Annotated in this window: 12 protein-coding genes; 11 read left to right on the top strand and 1 reads right to left on the bottom strand. The window is 70.8% G+C overall.

Annotated elements, in window-relative coordinates:
• Positions 1-194: 194 nt before the first annotated feature.
• The 11 genes from AB0D14_RS17940 to moeZ all read left to right on the top strand — a co-directional run bounded on the left by AB0D14_RS17940 (position 195) and on the right by moeZ (position 14,661).
• Entirely contained in the window at positions 195-1,715 is a 1,521-nt protein-coding gene (locus AB0D14_RS17940) for a DUF3152 domain-containing protein (RefSeq protein WP_362780079.1), read from the top strand.
• A 112-nt stretch (positions 1,716-1,827) separates the two neighbouring features.
• Complete coding sequence (locus AB0D14_RS17935; protein ID WP_362779868.1) at positions 1,828-1,920, top strand: Ms4533A family Cys-rich leader peptide; 93 nt, start codon at positions 1,828-1,830, stop codon at positions 1,918-1,920.
• A gap of 179 nt (positions 1,921-2,099) precedes the next feature.
• Positions 2,100-3,854: an ABC transporter substrate-binding protein gene (locus tag AB0D14_RS17930; RefSeq protein ID WP_362779866.1), complete on the top strand. Its 1,755-nt coding sequence runs from the start codon at positions 2,100-2,102 to the stop codon at positions 3,852-3,854.
• 4 nt (positions 3,855-3,858) lie between these two features.
• Complete coding sequence (locus AB0D14_RS17925) at positions 3,859-5,004, top strand: ABC transporter permease (RefSeq protein WP_362779864.1); 1,146 nt, start codon at positions 3,859-3,861, stop codon at positions 5,002-5,004.
• Entirely contained in the window at positions 5,001-5,999 is a 999-nt protein-coding gene (locus AB0D14_RS17920) for an ABC transporter permease (RefSeq protein ID WP_362779861.1), read from the top strand. Before AB0D14_RS17925 ends, AB0D14_RS17920 begins: the two co-directional genes overlap by 4 nt.
• Before the next feature lie 59 nt (positions 6,000-6,058).
• Positions 6,059-7,948 (top strand): ABC transporter ATP-binding protein, encoded by a 1,890-nt coding sequence (locus AB0D14_RS17915; RefSeq protein WP_362779859.1) that lies wholly within the window; start codon positions 6,059-6,061, stop codon positions 7,946-7,948.
• 190 nt (positions 7,949-8,138) lie between these two features.
• Entirely contained in the window at positions 8,139-10,004 is a 1,866-nt protein-coding gene (locus tag AB0D14_RS17910; RefSeq protein ID WP_362779857.1) for a DUF3492 domain-containing protein, read from the top strand.
• Entirely contained in the window at positions 10,001-11,572 is a 1,572-nt protein-coding gene (locus AB0D14_RS17905) for a hypothetical protein (protein WP_362779854.1), read from the top strand. Before AB0D14_RS17910 ends, AB0D14_RS17905 begins: the two co-directional genes overlap by 4 nt.
• Before the next feature lie 150 nt (positions 11,573-11,722).
• Positions 11,723-12,682, top strand: coding sequence for an NAD-dependent epimerase/dehydratase (locus AB0D14_RS17900; RefSeq protein WP_362779852.1), 960 nt, complete (start codon positions 11,723-11,725; stop codon positions 12,680-12,682).
• Positions 12,670-13,419 carry a spherulation-specific family 4 protein gene (locus AB0D14_RS17895; RefSeq protein WP_362779850.1) on the top strand — a complete coding sequence of 250 codons (750 nt, stop codon included), beginning with the start codon at positions 12,670-12,672 and terminating at the stop codon, positions 13,417-13,419. The genes AB0D14_RS17900 and AB0D14_RS17895 overlap by 13 nt, the downstream gene beginning before the upstream one ends.
• 63 nt (positions 13,420-13,482) lie before the next feature.
• The gene (gene moeZ / locus AB0D14_RS17890; RefSeq protein WP_362779847.1) at positions 13,483-14,661 is read left to right on the top strand and encodes an adenylyltransferase/sulfurtransferase MoeZ; all 1,179 of its coding nucleotides are present in this window, start codon (positions 13,483-13,485) and stop codon (positions 14,659-14,661) included.
• Positions 14,662-14,828: 167 nt separating this feature from the next.
• On the opposite strand, the gene AB0D14_RS17885 is transcribed toward moeZ, so the two are convergent.
• Positions 14,829-16,376, bottom strand: a complete 1,548-nt coding sequence (locus AB0D14_RS17885; protein ID WP_362779845.1) for an alpha/beta hydrolase — start codon at positions 16,374-16,376, stop codon at positions 14,829-14,831.
• Positions 16,377-16,497 lie beyond the last annotated feature (121 nt).

Below are 16,497 nucleotides of genomic sequence, written 5' to 3'. Positions count from 1 at the left end.
GGGTGCCGCAAGGGCCGCAAGGGTCCGGAGGCCGGCCCGGACAGGGAGTTCCGCCTTCCGGAGGCCAGGTGTCTCCGAGCGGGGCTCCCCGGTATACCGGTGGGGCTCCGCAGCACTCGGAGCAGTACCACCGGGACCAGCACCACGTGGACCAGCACCACGTGGACCAGTACTCGAACTCGTACTCGGACGGGATGCAGGCAGGGGGAACGCCACAGCTTCCCGACGGCACACCCGCGCACGGATTTCCGCGCCTGCCGGACGGGACGCCCGCGCACGGGTTTCCGCGGTTCCAGGACGGGACTCCGGCCCATGGGTTTCCGCGGTTGCCCGACGCCGCTCCGGCTCCCGGTGCGCCGCGTCCTGCCGATGGCACCCCGGGCCGGGGCGTGCCCCGCGTCCGCGGTGGACACCCCGAGCAGCGGGAGGCCGGCGGCGGCTGGGGCGAAGCGAGGGCGGGCACCGGATACGGGGTGCCGCAGACGTCTCCGCAAGGGTCGCCGAATGGACCGCAGCCAGGGCCGCGGAATGGACCGCGGCAAGGGCCGCCGAATGGGCCGCAGCAAGGGTCTCCGCAGGGGGCGCCGCGAGGTCCGGGCCAAGGCGCGCCCCGGGACCGCCAGGGACTCCCGATCCCCGGGCAGCGGTACGCGCCGGCCGCGGCGGGAGCCGGCGGCCCCCGCCAGACCTACGTCGACGCTTTCGGCCGGCGCGGCGACGCCTCCGGTCGGGACGGTGACGCTTCCGGTCGGGATGGTGACGGCTTCGCGCCCCGTTCCGCCACAACGGCGGGGACGGCGCTCCGCGCAGACCCCTTCGCCCCCGTCACCGACTGGGACGAGGAGGCCGACCACAAGGCGCCGCCCCGGGAGCGGGTGGCGCCCGAGGTTCTGCCGGGGAAGGCCAAGGGCGGTAAGGGGCGGGCCTTCACCGGCATCGCGGCCGCCGCCGTCACCACCGTGCTGGCCGTCGTCGTGGCGGGTCAGGTCGCCGACGGGGGCAAGGACGACACCGCACAGCCGGGGACGTCCAGCGGCGCCGACCGGCAGGCCAAGGACTCCGCGTCGCGCACCGACAAGCGGGCTGCCCCGCCCGCGAAGCCGGGCGTGGCGACGCTGCCGTACGCACAGCAGATGGCGGCGAAGTACCCCCTGGCGGCCGGGCTCAAGGGCGGCGGGAAATTCGAGGCGGTCGCGGGCCTCGACAAGGCACCGGGAACCGGACGGAAATACACCTATCGTGTCGACGTCGAGAAAGCCATCGGCCTCGACGGAGAGCTCTTCGCGCAGGCCGTGCAGAAAACCCTGAACGACAAGCGGAGTTGGGCTCACGGCGGTGGCCGCACCTTCGAGCGGATCTCGTCCGGGAAGCCCGACTTCGTCATCACGCTGGCCAGTCCGGGCACCACCGCGTTCTGGTGCGCCAAGTCGGGTCTCGACACCACCCAGGACAACGTCTCCTGCGACTCGGCCGCCACCGACCGCGTGATGATCAACGCGTATCGCTGGGCCCAGGGCTCCGAGACATACGGGAACAAGATGTACGCGTACCGTCAGATGCTGATCAACCACGAGGTCGGCCACCGGCTCGGATTCGGCCATGTGAGCTGCAGCGTCGACGGAGGGCTGGCCCCTGTGATGCAGCAGCAGACCAAGTTCCTGAACCATGACGGAATCAGCTGCCGCCCCAACCCCTGGGCCTTTCCCGGAAGTTGATCGTGGGCCGGCCGTGACTCGGTCACGAGTCCGGCCATGAGCCGGCCGGGAGCGGCCGAAGAGTGCACATCTCACATTGACACCCGGGGAAAATTCGTTCATATTTTCTCGCATGTCGCCTCGTCACATCTCCGGACGCGCAGCCCTTGAGCTGGCGCTGTTCGGCGTGACCGCGCTCTGCGTGGCCGACATTCACTGTCGCTGACCTTCGCCCCTGGCGCGCGTCGGCGTTTTCCTCGCTTTCCACCGGCAGAGCACCGTAATTACGGTGCCTGGGTGCTTTTCGACGTGCCTCCGTGCCCTCGGGGCGATTTCCGCGATTTTTCCGCCGCCGCGTCCTGTTTCCGCGCGGTATTCGCCGAATTCTCCGAGGGGTTTCCTCCCATGCGTCAATCGTCCGTCACAGCGCGCCGTCTGGCCGCCGTATCCGTCAGCCTGGCCGTGGCAGCGGGCGCAGTCGCCTGTGGGCCAAAGGACAACGATGCCAAGGCCGAGCCCGGCAGCGCAGGAGCCCAACCGCGCAAGGGCGGCACCCTCACTGTCCTCAACACCGACCCGCAGCAGGACTTCGACCCCGCCAGGCTCTACACCTCCGGTGGCGGCAACGTCCCGTCTCTCGTCTTCCGTACGCTCACCACGCGCAACCGTGAGAACGGGGCGGAGGGCGCCGAGGTCGTGCCCGACCTCGCCACCGACACCGGCAGACCGAGCCAGAACGCGACCGTGTGGACGTACACCCTGAAGAAGGGGCTCAAGTACGAGGACGGTACCGCGATCACCTCGGCCGACATCAAGTACGGCATCGAGCGGTCCTTCGCGGCCGAACTCTCCGGCGGGGCGCCCTACTTGAGAGACTGGCTGATCGGCGGGGCCGACTACCAGGGGCCCTACAAGGACAAGGGCGAGGACAAGGGCGAGGGCAAGGGCAAGAAGGGCCTCGACTCCATCGAGACGCCCGACGAGCAGACCATCGTCTTCCGCCTCAACAAGCCCGAGGGGGAGTTCCCCTACCTCGCCACGCAGACCCAGTTCGCGCCCGTCCCGGAGGCCAAGGACACAGGGACGAAGTACGAGCAACACCCGGTCTCGTCCGGTCCCTACAAGGTCGTCACCAACGAGAACGACGGCGAGCGGCTGGTCCTGGCGCGCAACACGCACTGGTCCGCGACGACGGACGCCGAGCGCAAGGCCTACCCCGACAAGATCGACGTACGGTCCGGTTTCGACTCGTCGGTCATCAACCAGCGGCTGTCGTCCTCGCAGGGCGCGGACGCCGCCGCCGTGACCACCGACACCAACCTGGGGCCGGCCGAACTCGCCAAGGTCAGCGGTGACAAGGAACTCGCCGCGCGGGTGGGTACCGGACACTTCGGCTACACGAACTACATCGCCTTCAACCCGAAGGTGAAGCCGTTCGACGACCCGAAGGTGCGCCAGGCGATCTCGTACGCCGTCGACCGCACCTCCGTGATCAACGCGGCGGGCGGGTCCTCCCTGGCGGAAGCCGCGACGACATACCTGCCGGACCAGAAGTCCTTCGGCTACACGGAGTACGACCACTTCCCGGCGGGCAGGTCGGGCAACGCGGCCAAGGCCAAGGAGCTGCTGAAGGAGGCGGGGCACGCGAACGGGCTCACCGTGACGCTCACCCATTCCAACGCCAAGGATTTCGAGACCAGCCCGGAGATAGCGACCGCGATCCAGGACGCTCTGAAGAAGGCCGGCATCACGGTCAAGCTCCAGGGACTGGAGGACAACGACTACAAGGACAAGATCCACGGCGCCAGGACCGAGCCCGGCTTCTTCCTCGCGCACTGGGGTGCCGACTGGCCCTCGGGCGGACCCTTCCTGGCTCCGATCTTCGACGGTCGGCAGATCGTCAAGGACGGCGCCAACTTCAACACCGGCTTCCTCGACGACAAGGCGGTCAACGCCGAGATCGACGCGATCAACAAGCTGACCGATCTCGACGCGGCTGCCACGCGCTGGGGCGCACTCGACAAGAAGATCGGCGAGCGGGCGTTGACCGTTCCGCTGTTCCACCCGGTCTACAAGCGGCTGTACGGCAAGGACATCAAGAACATCGTGATCAGCGACTGGACCGGGGTGCTGGACATCTCGCAGGTTGCGGTGAAGTAGCGCCGTGAACGAAGTACTAGTCGCCTCCCAGGGCCCGGGGAAGGGCCCCTCTCAGGCCCCGGGGAAGGGCCAGGTCCTTGGGACGGGGACCGACTCGGCCGTTCTCCCGGGGGTCTCGGGGGTCTCGGGGGTCGCGGGGGCCTCGGGGACTCGTCAGTTCTGGCGGCGGCTGCGTGCCCGGCGTGCCGCCCTCGTGGCGGCGGCTGTCGTCGCCCTGCTCGTCCTGGTCGCGCTCGCCGCTCCGTTGCTCACCGCGATCGAGGGCCAGGACCCGACCACGTACCACCCCGACCTGATCGATTCCGCGCGCGGTGGTGTGCCCGTCGGATCGTTCGGCGGCATCAGCGGCGACCACTGGCTCGGCGTCGAGCCGCAGACCGGACGTGATCTGTTCGCGCGGCTCGTGTACGGAGCCCGGGTCTCGCTGGGCGTCGCGCTGGCCGCGACCCTCGTGCAGATCGTCATCGGGGTGGTGGTGGGGGTCGCGGCAGCGCTCGGGACCCGCTGGGTCGATCAACTGCTGAGCCGGTTCACCGACATCATCGTCTCCATGCCGCTGATGATCATGTCGCTGGCGTTGCTCGCGATCGTGCCGTCGAGTTTCCCGCGGCCCGTACTGGTCGCCCTCGTCATCGGCCTGATCGCCTGGGGCAACATCGCGAAGATCGTGCGCGCCCAGACGCTCACACTCAAAGGGCTCGACTATGTCTCCGCCGCCCGGCTCAGCGGCTGGGGCGCCTGGCGGATCGCCCGCCGAGAACTGCTGCCGGGACTCGCCGCACCCGTCATCACGTACGCGGCGATCCTCATCCCGCAGAACATCAGTGTCGAGGCGGCCCTGTCCTTCCTCGGCGTCGGTGTGAAGCCCCCGACACCGTCGTGGGGGCAGATGCTCACCGCCGCCGATGTCTGGTATCAGGCCGCACCGCAGTACCTGTTGCTGCCCGCGGGCGCGCTCTTCCTGACCGTGCTCGCGCTGACCGTCCTCGGTGACGGGGTGCGTACGGCTCTCGATCCGCGTGCGGCCTCACGCCTGCGGATCGGCACGGGCCGCAGGCGTGAGGCCAAGGCGGCCGAGACTGTTGAAACCGCTGTGGCCGCCAAGCCGGGCGGAAGGTCCGCCGAGTCGGAGCGGGGAGATGCCTCATGAGTGGGTTCACGGGGTTCGTCCTGCGCCGGTTCGCCGGCACCCTGATCACGCTGTTCGCCATCTCAGTGATCATCTACGTCGTCTTCTACGTCACCCCCGGCAACGTCGCCCAGATCACCTGCGGCCCACGCTGCTCGCCCGCCCAGGTCCAGCAGGTCGCCGACCAGCTGCACCTCGACGACCCGCTGTACGAGCGCTACTGGCACTTCCTGGCAGGGCTTGTCGCCGGCCAGGACTACTCGACCGGCACCTCGGTGCAGCACTGCCCGGCGCCCTGCCTCGGGCTGTCGTACCAGAGCGACCAGCAGGTCACCGACCTGATCCTGGCGAAGCTTCCGGTCAGCCTGTCGCTCGTGTTCGGGGCGATGGTGATGTGGCTGATCCTCGGCGTCGGCACCGGCATGCTCTCGGCGTGGCGGCGGGGCCGGCTCTCCGAGCGGGTGCTGACCGGCATCACGCTCGTGGGTGTGGCCACTCCCGTCTTCGTCATCGGCCTGGTCCTGATGATCGTCGTCTGCGGCGAACTGGAGCTGCTGCCCTTTCCGCAGTACGTGAAATTCACCGACGACCCCGAACAATGGGCCTGGAACCTGCTGTTGCCATGGCTCTCACTCGCCCTCATCGAGGCTGCCGCGTTCGCCCGGCTGACCAGGGCGTCGATGCTGGAAACGCTGGCCGAGGACCACATTCGGACCTTCCGGGCGTACGGCGTGGGTGAGCGCTCGGTCATCGGACGCCACGCGCTGCGCGGAGCGTTCGCGCCGGTCATCGCACTGAACGCCAACAACGTCGGTTCGGCCGTCGGCGGCGCGGTCCTCACCGAGACGCTCTTCGGCCTGCCCGGCATCGGAAGGGAACTGGTCCACGCCGTCGATGTCGTCGACCTTCCCGTGGTGGTCGGGATGGTCCTGGTCATCGGGTTCTTCGTCGTCATCGCCAACGCCGTCGCGGACGTGCTCTACGCGGTGGCCGACCGACGGGTGGTGCTGACATGAGCACGGATGGCGGCGGCACGAGCACGGGTGGTGCCCACCTGGGTACGGATGGAGTCGGCATGAGTCTGGTCGAAGTCACTGATCTCACCGTCGGATTCGGCGAACTGCGTGCCGTCGACGGGCTCTCCTTCCGGCTGGCGAGGGGCGCTGCGCTCGCCCTGGTCGGAGAGTCCGGCTCGGGCAAGTCCACGGTCGCCTCGGCCCTGCTGGGGCTGCACCGTGGCACGGGCGCGCGGGTCGGCGGCTCGGTCGAGGTCGCCGGCGTCGACGTACAGCGGGCGTCGGACGACGAACTGCGGCGGCTGCGTGGTGCGGGGGCCGCGATGGTCTTCCAGGACCCGCTGTCGTCCCTCGACCCGTACTACGCGATCGGGGACCAGATCGCCGAGGTGTACCGCGTGCACACGCGTGCGTCCCGGCGAGCCGCACGCGCGCGTGCTGTGGAGGTACTGGACCGGGTCGGGATTCCGGACGCGGGGCGGCGGTCCCGTTCGCGCCCGCACGAGTTCAGCGGCGGAATGCGCCAGCGGGCCCTGATCGCCATGGCTCTGGCCTGCGAGCCAGGCCTGCTGATCGCCGACGAGCCGACCACGGCGCTGGACGTGACCGTCCAGGCCCAGATCCTAGATCTGCTGCACACGCTGCGCGAGGAGACCGGAATGGGCCTGCTGCTCGTCACACACGACGTGGGCGTCGCCGCCGAGAGCGCCGACGAGATCCTGGTCATGCGCCACGGGCGCGTGGTCGAACACGGCCCCGTCGCCACGGTCCTCGGGCAGCCCGCGGAGCCCTACACCCGCGAACTGCTGGGCGCGGTCCCGCGGCTGGACGCACCGCGGGCGGGCCGACCGGGTGTGGGCACACCGGGTGTGGGCGTGCCACGGGTGGGCGCGCCGGGCGTGGATGCGCCGGGCGTGGGCGTGGACGTGCCGAATGTCGGCCTGGCGGGTGTCGGCGCGTCGCGCGAGGCCGCATCGCACGAGGCCGTGGCGCGCACGGCGCCCGCAGGGAGCGCGTCGGACGCGGCGTCCCGCACGGCGTCCAGCGCGGAATCCCGTACGGCATCCCGCAGGGAGCCACCGGCCCCGGCGGACGAGGTCGTGCTGGAGGCGGTCGGTCTGCGGCGCGAGTTCGGGCGCGGAAAGCGCGCGTTCGCGGCCGTCGACGACGTGTCGCTCACGGTCCGCCGGGGCGAGGCGCTCGGCATCGTGGGGGAGAGCGGCAGCGGCAAGACGACGCTGGGTCGCATGCTGGTCGGGCTGCTGGAACCGACAGCGGGGAGGATCATCCCCGGCGGAGGGGTGCGCCCCGACGTGCAGATGGTCTTCCAGGACCCGGTTGCCTCCCTCAACCCCCGCCGCAGCGTGGGCGAGTCGATCGCCGACCCCCTGCGGGCGCGCGGCTCGGGCGTCTCCACGATCGGACGGATCGGACGGATCGGACGGATCGGATGGGGCCGAGAGCGGGAACGGGGCGAAGGGTGCATTCGGGCGCGCGTACAGGAACTGTTGGAGCGCGTGGGGCTCGAAGGGGCGCACTACGACCGCTATCCACACGAGTTCAGCGGCGGTCAGCGCCAGCGCGTGGGGATCGCGCGGGCACTCGCCGCCGACCCGAGGGTCATCGTGTGCGACGAGCCGGTCTCCGCGCTCGACGTCACCACCCAGGCCCAGGTGGTCGCCCTGCTCGACGAGCTGCGGCGGGAACTCGGGCTCGCGCTCGTCTTCGTGGCGCACGATCTCGCGGTGGTGCGCCAGGTCAGCGACCACGTCGCGGTGATGCGCCGCGGCCGGATCGTCGAGTACGGACCCGCCGACGAGGTGTACGAGTCGCCGCGGGATCCGTACACGAGGCAGCTGCTCGCCGCCGTTCCCGCGCTGGATCCGGCGGTCGCGGAGGCCCGTCGCGCGACCCGTCGCGCAGCCCGGCAACAACTGGCCGCGGTATGACGAAACGTGTTCGGTTGATCTCCTAGCGCGACGAAACGCGACCCGCACGGGAAAGTTACGATCGTTCACCCCTTTTGGTGGTGCGATGGACAACCGTCCGTCGTACCACCGCCATATCCGCTTACGTTCTTCCCGCTGCGAGCCGCCGGGTCAACGGCGGCTCCCCATACGGGAGATCGGGGGTGCGCTCGTGCGCATCGGACTGCTTACGGAGGGTGGCTATCCGTATGTGAGCGGTGAGGCCAGGCTCTGGTGCGACCGGCTCGTGCGCGGGCTTGGACAGCACGAGTTCGACATCTACGCCCTGAGCCGCAGCGAGCAGCAGGAGGACGAGGGCTGGATCCAGCTCCCCTCCCAGGTCAGCCGTGTGCGTACCGCACCGCTCTGGACGGCGGACGCCGCCGGGGTCGGACACGGGCGACGGGCACGGCGGCGATTCGCCGAGTGCTACGGGGAGTTGGCGGCGGCCATATGCGCGGGCGACGCACTCGGCGGTGCCGTGGAGAGCGACTCCGGGAGGCTCCCCGGAGGGTCTGCCGCAGTCGAGCGACAGGCCGGGGACACTCCGGCCGGTGTGGCGGACCGTTTCGGCGGTGCCCTGTACGGGCTCGCCGAACTGGCCCGGGACGAGGGCGGCCTGGGCGGCGCCCTCCGCTCCGAGGCCGCCGTGCGCGCCCTCGAACGCGCCTGCCGTGCGACCGGCGCACTGCGTGCCGCGCGTACCGCGCGCGTGCCCGATCTGCTCACCGTCGCCGCCCAGGTGGAACGCGCGCTGCGCCCGCTCTCCCTCGACTGGTACGGGGACGACGCGCTCGGCTCGGTCGACCTGTGCCACGTCACGTCCGGCGGCGCCGCGACCCTGCCGGGGCTTCTCGCTCGCCACTTCGCGGGCGTCCCGCTGCTGGTCACGGAGTACGGGGTGCAGCTGCGGGCGCACTATCTGGGCGCGCGTGAGGATCTGGAGGGTCGCGCGGCGTCGGCTCCGGCGCGGGCTCTGCTCGCGGCGTTCCACGGCAGGCTCGCCGCGGAGGCGTACCGGCAGGCCGCGGTCATCACCCCCGGCAACGCGCACGCCCGCCGCTGGCAGGAGCGCTGCGGCGCCGACCGGGCCAGAATCCGTACCGTCTATCCCGGCATGGAGGCGTCCCGCTTCTCGGAGGTGGGCGAGAGCGCCGAATGCGCCGATCCGGACACGCTGGTGTGGGTCGGGCGCATCGAGCCCGCCAAGGACCTGACTGCGCTGCTGCACGCCTTTGCGGAGATCCGCAGGGGCGAGCCGAAGACGCGGCTGCGGATCGTCGGCGCGCCCCCTGACGGACTGGAGAGCGCCACGTATCTGGCACACTGCAAGGCGCTGGCCGCGCAGCTCTTCCCGGACGAGGCCGACGGCGTACACGCCGTCGGCGACAGCCCCGTCTCCTTCGAGGAGATCGGCGCACCGGACGTACCGACCCTCCCGGAGGCCTACGCGGCGGGTGCCCTCGTCGTCCTGTCCAGTGTCGTCGAGGGCTTCCCGATCAGCCTGGTCGAAGCGATGTTCTCCGGCCGCGCCACGGTCTCCACGGACGTCGGAGCGGTCGTCGAGGTCATCGGCGGTACGGGCCTCGTGGTCCCGCCGCGCAATCCGCGAGCGCTCGCCGAGGCGTGCCTCGCCCTGCTGCGCGATCCGGAGCGCCGGTCGCGCCTGGGTGCCGCCGCCCGTGCCCGGGCACTCGAACTGTTCACCGTCGAGCAGAACATCACGGCATTTCACAGCATTTACCTTGAAATCGCCTCGCGCTGTCCGGTCCGCCGGATCGCGGTCGGCGAATCGGGTGGGCCCCTTCCGTTCGCCGTACCTGCCGAGGCACACGTGCCGGGACGGTGGTCGGAGTCCGCGCCCCGACTGGTGGCCGGGAGACCGGGGCAGGGACGGGCGGGGCAGGGACGGACAGGGCCGGGCTGGGCGGCGGGACCGCCGGTACGGGGCGCTGCGCCGCGGCTCGCCCCGGGATCCGCCACGGCCGTGTCCGCTGCTTCGGGCGCGCCGGTTCCCGCGAGGGAGGGGGCGTGGTGAGCCTGCGACGGTCCGAGGCGTGGCTGCTGCGGGATGCGGAAGCCGAGGTGGGCGAGACGAAGGTGGTGGACGTCCAGTCGGGAGAGACGCGGGTGGTGGACGTCCAGTTGGGCGAGTCGCGCATCGCGGACTCCCGAGCGGACCGGTTGCACCGGCCGGACGACCAGCCGGACGATCGGCGGAACGACCGGCAGGACCAGCCGGGTGAGGCACATACCGCCCAGATCGCCGCGCGGGGCGCCGCACAGGCGCCGCCGGGCTCGTGGACGACGGCGGCGGATGCCCGGCGCAGGTGGGACGCCGTGACGGTCACGGAGGAGGCTTCCGCTTCCGGCCGGCACACTTCCGGCCTGCGCACTTCCGCTCCGGTGAGTGAAGCCGCTGCCTCCGACCACGGGTCCCCCGACCACGGGTCCTCCGATCACACGCCTTCCGCCCATGTGCCGGAAGCTCCCGCAGAGCGCACGCCCTCCGTGCGTCGCGGTGCCGCCGACCCGGTGAAGGCCCTGATGCACCGCCATCGGGAACTGTGCGAGCGCGCGGTGGACCCACTGGAAATCGCGGCGGGCCTGGAAGCGCACGGAGTGACCGACCGGACCGCCACGCGCTTCCGGCACCGGGACGTCTTCTCGCTGGCCGAGGAGATGTACGCGCGTGTGCCCCGCGTCGGCGACGTGACATCGCCGTCCGGCACACCCGGCACCCCCAAGGCCCGCGCGGACTGGGCCGTGCTCGCGCTGCTGCCGGGCGCCCTGTGCGCGGCAGTCGTGACCGGCCTGCGGTACACGGAGGGGCGGCCGCGTCTCGCGGTGGCCGTCGTGGGCGTACTCGCCGTGGCCCTCGGGCTGCGAGCGACTCTCAGCCGAGGCCCGCTGCACGCCACGCGAGCCTGGTCCCCGACACCGTCCGCGCGCGTGTGGACCTCCTGGCTCGTCGCCTACGCGCTCCTCGGCGACGGCCTGCTCACCACGGGCATCGTGGGCGGCCCCGAGGGGCTGCCCACCGGCGGCCCCGACAGCCCCTGGCCGATCGCCCTCGCGCCCGTCCTGGCCCTCACCGCGGCCTGTGCCCCGGCGTCCTGGTGCGCGCACCTCTTCGCCGTACGGGCTCGACGCCGACTGGCCACCAGCCGGGTCCTGGAGGAGTTCGCCGCCTCCGTAAGACCCCTGCTCCTGGGTGTGTTCGGGCTGTTCCTCTGCGCCCTCGGCGGCCTGCTCGCCTTGACCGGCGCGGTACTGGACCAGCCCACCGCATACGCCGGAGCCGGCGCTCTCGGCGCACTCCTCCTGCTCGCCCGGCTTCTCACCGTGCACGGCTTCACACACGCTCCCGCAGTCGCTCTCGGGGCCGCGGGCACGGGCGAGGCGGCGGCGCTCCTGAGCGTCTTCGGGGGCCGTCTGCCCGGCTGCGAGGCGCTGACCGTGCCCGTCGAGACCGTCGCCGACGCCTGGGGAGCGGGCGCGATCCCGGCTCTCGTGTGCGGGGCCGCGGCGCTCGTACTCCTGTTCCACGCGACCAGGAACCTCACCCGGGCCTCGGCCCACGCGGCACGCGGCGACGCGCAGTGAACCGCCACCGACTCTCGGCCTCCGTGCCGAGTGCACCCCTTCCCGCGGGTCCGACACCGCGGGCCTTCCGCACACCCCACGGCACCACCCTGAAGGAGAACGCCAGATGATCACCCTCCGCATCGGAGAGTCCGCCCCGGGAGCCGCCCGATGAGGGTGCTGCTGATCGGAGCCAACGGATACCTTGGCCGGTTCGTCGCCGACCGACTCCTCGCCGACCCGGCCGTGCAGCTCACCGCACTCGGCCGGGGCGACGACGCGGACGTACGCTTCGACCTCGCCAGCGGCAGCCCGGGAGCGCTCACCCGCTTCCTGGACGCGGTGCACCCCGGGGTCGTCGTCAACTGCGCCGGTGCCACCCGCGGCGGCGCCCGCGACCTCACCCGGCACAACACCGTCGCCGTCGCCACCGTCTGCGAGGCCCTGCGCCGCAGCGGATGCGGGGCACGCCTCGTGCAGATCGGCTGCGGCGCGGAGTACGGCCCCAGCCAGCCCGGATCGTCCACGGCCGAGGACGCCGTGCCCCGCCCCGGGGGCCCCTACGGCGTCAGTAAACTCGCCGCCACCGAACTGGTCCTCGGATCCGGTCTGGACGCCGTCGTCCTGCGGGTGTTCTCGCCCGCCGGACCGGGCACCCCGGCAGGCTCCCCCCTGGGGCGCCTCGCCGAAGCCATGCGCCGCGCCATGCAGTCCGGCGACGGCGAACTCAAACTCGCCGGCCTCGGCGTCCAGCGCGACTTCATCGACGTGCGCGACGTCGCCCGTGCCGTCCATGCCGCCTCCCTCTCCGCCGCACAGGGCGTCATCAACATCGGATCCGGTCGTGCCGTACGCCTGCGCGACGCCGCCTCCGTCCTCGCGCGCGTCGCCGGATACGCCGGAGCCCTCCATGAACTCGACGGCCCCTCCGGCCCCGGCAGGCCGACCATCGGCCACCCCCGCTCCGAAACAGAGCCCACGGCCCCGGCCGCGTACCCCTACCCGGACGGTTGCGGCAGCTGGCAGCAGGCCGACGTGCGCACCGCACGCGACCGGCTCGGCTGGCGGCCCCGGATCAACCTCGAAGAATCCCTCGCCGACATCTGGATGGAGGCCGCATGCCGTATCTGAGCAGCACCGCGAGGGGCGCCGCGAGTACGAACCTGAGGACCGGCTTCGGTGTCCCCGGCTATGCGCACCCCCTGGTCGCCCCGGTCGAATGGAGCGAACTCACCCGCCCGGGAACCCCCTTGCACTGGGTCGTCCTGAACGTCTGCGACGGTCCTGGCGCCCGCCCGGACCCGCACTGTCTGGAAGCCGCCGGACGGCTGCGTAACGCGGGCTTCCGCGTACTCGGCCACCTGGACGTGACACACGGCGCGCGCTCCCTCGGTGAACTCGTCTCCGACGCGCAGTGCTATCTCGACTGGTACCAGGTCGACGGCTTCTTCCTGGACCGCTGTCCCACGGATCGGACAGCGCTTCCGGGGATCCAGCGCACGGTCGGCACCCTGCGGGCACTCCTCGGCGGCGGCCATATCGTCCTGGGTCACGGCACCCACCCCTGTCCCGGCTACGCCGAAGTCGCCGACCAGTTGGTGACCTTCGCCGGGCCCTGGAACGATTACCGCTGGTCGCAGGTGGCGGAGTGGACCGCCGAACACCCGCCCGAGCGTTTCTGCCACTTCGTGCACGGTGTCCCCCGAGGCCATCTCGACGAGGCTCTTCGCATCGCCCGCTGGCAGGGCGCCTCGACGATCTACTTCACCGACCGCACGGACCGTGGAGGCTCGGCCGATCCCTGGGAGAGCCTGCCCGGCTACTGGGACGACCTCGTCTCGCGGATCGGAACAGGTGTCTCGGAATGAAGAGGGGCGTGGCAGTGTTACACGCAGAACAACTGTAGTGATTGACCGACCAACGGAGTCCCCGTGTCGCTGCCACCCCTGGTCGAGCCAGCTGCTGAGCTCACCGTAGACGAGGTCCGCAGGTACTCCCGCCACCTGATCATCCCCGACGTGGGCATGGACGGGCAGAAGCGGCTCAAGAACGCCAAGGTGCTCTGTGTGGGCGCCGGCGGCCTGGGTTCGCCGGCGCTGATGTACCTGGCCGCCGCCGGCGTGGGCACGCTCGGCATCGTGGAGTTCGACGAGGTCGACGAGTCGAACCTGCAGCGCCAGATCATCCACAGCCAGGCGGACATCGGCCGCTCCAAGGCCGAGTCGGCCCGCGACAGCGTGGTCGGCATCAACCCGTATGTGGACGTGGTCCTTCACGAAGAGCGGCTTGAGGCCGAGAACGTGATGGACATCTTCAGCCAGTACGACCTGATCGTCGACGGCACGGACAACTTCGCGACCCGATACCTGGTCAACGACGCGTGCGTGCTGCTCAACAAGCCGTACGTCTGGGGCTCGATCTACCGCTTCGACGGACAGGCCTCCGTCTTCTGGTCCGAGCACGGTCCCTGCTACCGCTGCCTGTACCCGGAGCCCCCGCCGCCGGGCATGGTCCCCTCCTGCGCCGAGGGCGGCGTCCTCGGCGTGCTGTGCGCGTCCATCGGCTCCATCCAGGTCAACGAGGCCATCAAGCTCCTCGCGGGCATCGGTGAGCCGCTCCTCGGCCGCCTGATGATCTACGACGCCCTGGAGATGCAGTACCGCCAGGTCAAGGTCCGCAAGGACCCGGACTGCGCGGTCTGCGGCGAGAACCCCACCGTCACCGAGCTCATCGACTACGAGGCCTTCTGCGGCGTCGTGTCCGAGGAGGCCCAGGAGGCGGCCGCCGGTTCGACGATCACTCCCAAGCAGCTCAAGGAGTGGATCGACGACGGCGAGAACATCGAGATCATCGACGTCCGCGAGATCAACGAGTACGAGATCGTCTCGATCCCCGGCGCCAAGCTGGTCCCGAAGAACGAGTTCCTCATGGGCACCGCCCTGGAGACCCTCCCGCAGGACAAGAAGATCGTCCTGCACTGCAAGACGGGTGTCCGCAGTGCGGAGGTCCTCGCGGTCCTCAAGTCGGCCGGATTCTCGGACGCCGTGCACGTGGGCGGCGGCGTGATCGGCTGGGTCAACCAGATCGAGCCGCAGAAGCCGATCTACTAGGACAGGTCCTGGACGCACTCTGTACGGAGAGGGGCTCGGCACCGCGTGTGCCGGGCCCTTTTCCGTCCCTCGGCCCCAGGGCGCTTTTGGCGCGTGGAGCCGGGACTTGCGAGTGGTGGCCGGGAAAACCCCGCCCGCCGCCCGGGTCCGCCGGGCAGCCGGGGTCACTACGAACCGCAGACCTTGCCGTCCTTCGGCACCGATCCGTCCAGCAGGTAGTCGTCCACCGTGCTGTCGACGCAGCTGCTCCCGCTCCCGTACGCCCCGTGACCCGCGCCCTTCCAGGTGAGCAGCACACCGACGCCCTTGCCCAGCTCGTCCGCCATCTTGCGGGCACCCTCGTACGGCGTCGCCGGGTCGCCGGTGTTGCCCACCACCAGGACGGGCTCCGCGCCGGCCGCGCTCACCTCCGGCGTCTCGTACTGCCCGGCCACCGGCCAGTCGTGGCACCAGCCGGCCGTGTCCCAGCCCATCGAATCGCCGAACACGGGCGAGATCTTCCGGAACTCGGAGAGCCGCTTCTTCGCCTCCGCGGAAGTCGGCCGCTCCTTGTCGTCCAAGCACGATATGACCCGTTGGGAATGCGTGGTCGTGCCGTAACGGCCCGAAGCGTCACGGTCGTTGTAGCTGTCGGCCTGCGCGAGTAGTTCCGTACCGTCGCCGTCCTCGGCGGCTTCGAGCGCGCCGGTGAGGGCGGGCCACGACGACTTGCTGTAGAGCGGGTTGACGATGCCCGTGAGGGCCAGCTGCTGGGTGAGGTCGCGGTCGCTCGCGGTCGGCAGTGGTTCGGCGTCGATCCGCTTCAGCAGCGCCGCGACCTTCTGAGAGCCCTGCTCGGGGTCCTGGCCGGTCGATTCGAGGTAGTCCTCCAGAGCGCGCTGGAAGCCCCTGGCCTGGTTCTCCGCGTGTCCCACCGTGCCGGCGCTCGGGTCGACGACCGCGTCCAGGACCAGCCGCCCCACGTTCTTGGGGAACAGGTGGGCGTAGACGCCGCCCAGTTCGGTGCCGTACGAGATGCCGAGATAATGCGTCTTCCGGTCACCGAGGACGTGCCGCATCAAGTCCATGTCCCGGGCCGTGTCGGTCGTCGAGACATGCCCCATGAGCGGGCCCGCCGACTTCTGGCAGCCCTTGCCGAATTCCACGGCGTCCTTGAGGAACGAGGTCTCCTCGGCGGAGGTGTCCGGTGTGGTGTCGATCGACTCGGCCGCCTGGATCTCCTTGTCGCTGCGACAGCGCACGCCTTCGCTGGCGGCGACACCGCGCGGGTCCCAGCTGACCAGGTCGTACCGCTCGTGGAGCTTCGCGAACGTCGGCCCGTACGGCGGCAGGTAGTCGACGCCCGAGCCGCCGGGGCCGCCGAAGTTGAACAGCAGCGAGCCGATGCGGTTCTTCGAGGATCCGCTCGACTCACTGCGGATCAGTGCAAGACCGATGGTCTCGCCCTTCGGCTTCGCCCAGTCCAGTGGCACCTTGAGCGTCGCGCACCGCCAGTCCCCGCCCGGCGCGGGGCCGGTCTCCGTGGCCTTGCAGCCGGCCCAGTCGAGCTTCTGCGAGGTGAGTGAGGCGGGCAGCCCCGGCATCATGGCGGAGGAGGGTGGCTTGCCGTCGGCGTCGTCCTTGTCGTTCCCGCCGTCGCTCCCGGACGAGCCGCTGCAGCCGGCCACCAGCAACGCGGCGGCGGCCAGTGCCGTCCACCGTGCAATACGCGCCATGAACTTCCCCCCTCGCATCGTCGTCCGCCGGATGTCGCGGATGACTGTCAGGCCATAGTAGGCAGATCTCCACGAGCACCGCGGAGCCCTGTGGATAACCGTCTGACCTGCTGGTTAACGT

Origin of the sequence: Streptomyces sp. NPDC048484, from assembly GCF_040651415.1 — a bacterium.
In the GTDB taxonomy this organism is placed as follows: Bacteria; Actinomycetota; Actinomycetes; order Streptomycetales; family Streptomycetaceae; genus Streptomyces.
Note: the sequence above shows the minus strand (reverse complement) of the source record. Positions and strands in the feature narration are given on the sequence as shown.

Excerpts from the sequence above, each read along its gene's own strand:
- AB0D14_RS17920 (WP_362779861.1), top strand. The coding sequence starts at position 5,001 with ATGAGTGGGTTCACGGGGTTCGTCCTGCGCCGGTTCGCCGGCACCCTG.
- AB0D14_RS17935 (WP_362779868.1), top strand. The coding sequence starts at position 1,828 with ATGTCGCCTCGTCACATCTCCGGACGCGCAGCCCTTGAGCTGGCGCTG.
- AB0D14_RS17940 (WP_362780079.1), top strand. The coding sequence starts at position 195 with ATGCAGGCAGGGGGAACGCCACAGCTTCCCGACGGCACACCCGCGCAC.
- AB0D14_RS17915 (WP_362779859.1), top strand. The coding sequence starts at position 6,059 with ATGAGTCTGGTCGAAGTCACTGATCTCACCGTCGGATTCGGCGAACTG.
- AB0D14_RS17895 (WP_362779850.1), top strand. The coding sequence starts at position 12,670 with ATGCCGTATCTGAGCAGCACCGCGAGGGGCGCCGCGAGTACGAACCTG.
- AB0D14_RS17900 (WP_362779852.1), top strand. The coding sequence starts at position 11,723 with ATGAGGGTGCTGCTGATCGGAGCCAACGGATACCTTGGCCGGTTCGTC.
- AB0D14_RS17930 (WP_362779866.1), top strand. The coding sequence starts at position 2,100 with ATGCGTCAATCGTCCGTCACAGCGCGCCGTCTGGCCGCCGTATCCGTC.
- AB0D14_RS17885 (WP_362779845.1), bottom strand. The coding sequence starts at position 16,376 with ATGGCGCGTATTGCACGGTGGACGGCACTGGCCGCCGCCGCGTTGCTG.